Source organism: Anaerotruncus sp., assembly GCF_057433415.1.
In genome coordinates this window covers 1-4573 of sequence record NZ_DBMDHH010000095.1, presented here as the reverse complement: position 1 = coordinate 4573, position 4573 = coordinate 1, and the positions used below count along the sequence as shown (strand labels likewise).

5 protein-coding genes and 1 pseudogene are annotated in these 4573 nt (G+C 63.5%); 4 read left to right on the top strand and 2 right to left on the bottom strand.

Going from position 1 to position 4573, the window contains the following annotated elements; translation table 11 throughout:
* From ACZO3G_RS14435 to ACZO3G_RS14420, 4 genes and pseudogenes are all read left to right on the top strand, one after another.
* Window positions 1-271 (top strand): annotated as a pseudogene (locus tag ACZO3G_RS14435) (hypothetical protein); the annotation flags it as partial.
* An 11-nt stretch (window positions 272-282) separates the two neighbouring features.
* A complete protein-coding gene (locus ACZO3G_RS14430) occupies window positions 283-1101 on the top strand; it encodes a sugar phosphate isomerase/epimerase family protein (RefSeq protein ID WP_276871336.1) in 819 nt (272 codons plus the stop codon).
* A gap of 31 nt (window positions 1102-1132) precedes the next feature.
* Window positions 1133-1909 carry an SDR family oxidoreductase gene (locus ACZO3G_RS14425; RefSeq protein WP_276871337.1) on the top strand — a complete coding sequence of 259 codons (777 nt, stop codon included), beginning with the start codon at window positions 1133-1135 and terminating at the stop codon, window positions 1907-1909.
* 22 nt (window positions 1910-1931) lie between these two features.
* Window positions 1932-3041 carry a Gfo/Idh/MocA family protein gene (locus tag ACZO3G_RS14420; protein ID WP_276871339.1) on the top strand — a complete coding sequence of 370 codons (1110 nt, stop codon included), beginning with the start codon at window positions 1932-1934 and terminating at the stop codon, window positions 3039-3041.
* A 174-nt stretch (window positions 3042-3215) separates the two neighbouring features.
* Here the strand turns inward: ACZO3G_RS14420 and ACZO3G_RS14415 are convergent, their stop codons facing one another.
* Together ACZO3G_RS14415 and ACZO3G_RS14410 are read right to left on the bottom strand one after the other, a co-directional pair.
* Complete coding sequence (locus ACZO3G_RS14415) at window positions 3216-4262, bottom strand: alcohol dehydrogenase catalytic domain-containing protein (RefSeq protein ID WP_276871341.1); 1047 nt, start codon at window positions 4260-4262, stop codon at window positions 3216-3218.
* A gap of 41 nt (window positions 4263-4303) precedes the next feature.
* Window positions 4304-4573: aldehyde dehydrogenase family protein (locus ACZO3G_RS14410; RefSeq protein ID WP_486847358.1), on the bottom strand; the 270-nt coding region annotated here is incomplete at its 5' end.

The window sequence follows — 4573 nt, the reverse complement described above, 5'->3', positions numbered from 1 at the left end:
CGCCGACTACGTCGCCCCCTATGTCGGCGACATCGGGCAGATCGGCTACAGCGGGATGGACACCCTCGACGCGATCGTGGCCGTCGTGGCGGGCACGCATACGAAGGTCCTCGCCGCGGCGACGGAACGCGCGCAGGATATGACGGCTGCGGCCGCGCTGGGCGTGGATATCGCAACGATTACGCCGGACGCGGCCTTTGCCGCGCTGGAAAAACCGTATCCGATCACCGAGTGGTATTTGAAGCTGTTCACCGAAGCCGCGAAAGGATGAGGAGTGGGACAATGGGAAGATTTCAATACGGCGTGTGCGAGTGGTCCCTGAAAGCGCGGGGCAGAGAGCTCTGCCGGATCGCCGCAGAACAAAAACTCGATTGCTTACAGCTTGGCGTCGGCGAGGAGGTGCTGGACGGAAAGGGCCTCGGCAGCCCGGCCGTGATCGAGGCGTACCGGCAGGGGAGCGCGGAATATGGGGTGGATATCTGTTCCCTGTCCCCCCAGTTCGTGGACCAGTACAGCTTTACGATGCCGCAGGGCGCGGAGGAGGAACGGATCGCGGCCGAACTGGTTGACCGGACGATCGACCTCTGCGGGGAATTCGGCTGCAAGTCGTTTCTGCTGCCCGTGCTGGGCAAAAACGGCATCTGCGACGGGCCGTCCTTCCACCGGGCGGCGGCATATATCAAACGGTTCAGCGAAAAAGCCGCGGAGAGGGGCATCGAGACCCATCTGGAAATCAACCAGAGCGTGGAGCAGGTCCACAACCTCCTGGACGCGGTGGATAACCCGATGGTCAAGATCTTCTTTGATTCGCAGAACCTCTATGTGTACGACGGAACGTCCATGGCGCGGTATTTTACCGCGCTGGCCGGCCTGATCGGCGGCGTCCACCTGAAGGACGGCGTCGGCCCCATGCTCTCGGGCTCGCTGCTGGGGGAGGGGACCTCCGGGTTCTTCCGCACGGCGCGGGCGATCCTCGACAGCGATTACAAGGGGTGCCTGATTCTGGAAAGCGTCTATGACAAGGCGTCCGTATGCGGCCGGGGTGCCCCGGAGGAGCTGCTGGCGAGGGACGCCGCCCTGCTGCACAGGGTCTTCGACTGACCCTTTATTTTAAATTCGGGGAGGAAACGCATTGAAAGACAGGCTCAATTTGTTTGATCTGACCGGCCAGAAGGCCATCGTGACCGGCGGGAACCAGGGGATGGGCAGGGAGGTCGCGCGGTATTTTGCCTATTACGGCGCGGAGGTATGCCTTGTCGACCTGGCGAAAAACCTGGAGGACACGGCGCGCGGGCTGGCGGAGGAAACGGGCGGCGTGTTCCATTCGGTCGTCGGAGACCTCTCCACGTCCGGGGCGAGAAAGGCCGCCTACGACGCGGCGCTGGACTCGCTCGGCGGAAGGCTGGACATCCTCGTCAACTGCGCGGGCATCCAGATCCTGCACAAGGCGGAGGAGTTCCCCTTCGAGGACTACCGGAAGGTGATGGACGTCAACCTTGACGCGGTGTTCGAGCTTACCCAGCTCGCCGGCAGGACGATGCTCCCGCAGGGAAGCGGCAAGATCATCAACTTCGCCTCCATGACCAGCTTCATCGCGGGGCTCAACGTCGTCCCCTACACGGCCTCGAAGGGCGGCGTGATGCAGCTTACCAAAGCGTTCTCCAACGAGTGGGCGGGCAAGGGCATCCAGGTCAACGCGGTCGCGCCCGGGTACATCATGACGAAGATGAACTGGGATTTCTTCCACGATAAGCAGGCGAGCGGCGGAATCTTCCGGAGGATCGCCATGGGACGCTGGGGCGAGCCGGAGGATATCGCGGCGGCGGTCCTGTTTTTGGCGTCGAAGGCCGCCGGCTATATGACGGGCGTCACGATGCCGGTCGACGGCGGCTTCCTCGCGATGGAATAGCACCGGGAATGGGAGGCTGGTTATGGGAAAATTGAGAATCGGGATCATCGGCTGCGGCTCGATCGCGCGGGTGAAACACGTAAGGGCGCTGTTACAGTTCCCGGACCGCTGCGAGATCACCGCGCTGGCGGATATGCAGCCGGCGGCGGCATACAGCCTCCGGGAGGACCTGCTGCCCGGCGCGAAGGTCTATGAGGACTTTGAAGAGCTCCTGAACGATCCCTCTGTGGACGCGGTCCACATCTGCACGCCCAACCATTCGCACTGCGAAATCGCGGTCAAGGCCCTCAACGCGGGCAAGCACGTCATGTGCGAAAAGCCGATGGCCGAAAGCTACGCGGACGCGTGCAGGATGGTGGAGGCCGCGAAGAAAAACCAAAGGAAGCTCACCGTCGGCTACCAGAACCGGTTCCGGGACGACTCACAGGCGGTCCACGCGGCCGCGCGCGCGGGCGACCTGGGGGAGATTTACTACGCGAAGGCGCACGCCACGCGCAGAAAAAAGGTCCCCACATGGGGCCGCTTCCTTTCGATGGAGGCGCAGGGCGGCGGGCCGCTGATCGATATCGGCACCCACGCCATCGACCTCGCCCTGTGGTTTATGGATAACTATGAGATCGCGTCGGTCACGGCCGCGGCGTTCAAGGGCCTGGTCGACGACCCGGCCGGCAACGTGTGGGGCCCTTGGGATCCCGCCAAATTCGAGGTGGAGGACTCGGCGTTCGGCTTTATCCGCATGAAAAACGGCGCGCTCCTCAGCGTGGAGGCGTCCTGGGCGCTCAACATTCCCGACGCGCGGGAAGCGTGCGTGACGGTGTGCGGGACAAAGGGCGGGGCGCAGCAGCTGCAGGGAGACTACGGCCCGGGCTCCTACCGGTGGAAGCTGGTGAAGGCGGAATACGACCGGCTCGTCACGGTCACGCCCGACGGCCCGGAAAAATTCATTCCGATGGGCGATCTGGCCGACGAGGTGCTCTCCCTCGCGCCGGTCCGGGAGATGGACAGTTGGCTCACCGATTTGGAGGGCGGTAGGCCGCACGCGGTGCGTGCCGAACAGGCCGCCGCCGTGGTCAGGGTGATCGAAACGATGTATGAATCTGCGAGGCAGGGCAGGACGATCCGCCTCGACTGACCAAAATGGAAGGAAGCGGGCCCCCGCGCCGTCCGGGGCGGAGACCCGCTTCCATTTCCGCCCGTCTCCGGCGAAACGCGGACAGGGCAATTACGGGCGCGGAGTCCGCGTCCGTAATTGCCCTGTGCAACGGGAATCCGTGCCTGCCGGGGGTTCCTCCGGGGTAGGGGGGCCTTACTCGGCGTTCGGATGGATGATGATCTTGATGACGTCCTTTTCGTGCATCACCCGGTCGAGGCCGTCGAAATAATGGTCGAGGTCGTATTCGCCGCTGATCAGCGCCTTGGCGTTGACCTTGCCCGAGGCGATGGCGTCCACCGCCCTGCCGAAATCGCCCACCTGGCTGAGGGAGGAATAATAGGTGAGCTCCCGGTCCCAGAACTCGTTGAAGGGGAAGCGGAGCGTCGGATGCTCGCCGCGGTAGTAGCCGTAGCCGAGAATCCGCCCACCCATCTTCATGAGCCTGGGGGTGGAGTAGACGAGCTCCTCGGCGCCAGTGGCGTCGAAGAGGCAGTCGAACCCGAGCGGATAGCGGGAAAGCAGCTCCTTCTCATGCTTGGAATAGTCGCCGCGGTCCATCAAAACGGTTTCGATCCCGAGCGCCTTGACCTTTTCCAGTTTGGCCGCGGACGACGCGCAGACCACGACGTGGTTCGCGCTGCTGTGCGACGCCAGCATCGCGAGGATCATGCCCATCGGGCCGGCGCCCATGACGAGCACGTCGTCGCCGTAGCGGATGTTCATCTGATCCATGGAGTGCATGCAGCAGGCGACGGGCTCGGAAAGGCAGCCCTCGTTGAAGCTGACGTGATCCGGCAGCCGGACCGCCTTGCCCTCGGCGACCTTCACATATTCCGCGAAGCCGCCGTTCGCCTTGTTCCCCAGGTTCCGCTTGTCCGGGCAGTGGATGAAATCACCTTTTTTGCAGTAATGGCAGACGCCGCAGGGAACGGTGTTGTCGGCGGTGACCCGGTCGCCCACCCGGAAGGTCGTGACGGCGTCGCCGACCTCATGGACATAGCCGGCGAACTCATGGCCCGGGATCAGCGGATACCCGGAGCAGCTGCTCCCGCCGGGCGCCTCGTGGTCCGCCTCGACGCCGTGGCAGATGCTGCAGCTCATCACCCTGATGACAATGTCATGGCTCCCGCAGACGGGATCGGGCATCTCGCGGATCGACGCGTTTTCCCTGAGCGGCTTTTCATAATACAGCGCTTTCATAGCTTTCTCCTTCCCAGTCGGGGCGCGGCGCGCCGGAGCGATCAGGACTCGTGATATTTTTTCATGGCGTACCGGAAGATGATGGATTTCTCCTGCGTCACCTCTTCCAGGACGGAGGACATGCATTCGCGGCTGTTCCCGCTCATCTTCTTGCCGCCGCCGAAGGGCAGCTCCTGCGCGCGAAACCCGCCGGAACCGTTGACGGCGACCATGCCCGTTCTTAAACTCGCGGCCACCTTCATGGCGTCCTGGAAGTCGTTCGTGATGACGCGCGAGATGAGGCCGTAGTCGGAGGTCTCAGCGATCTCAAT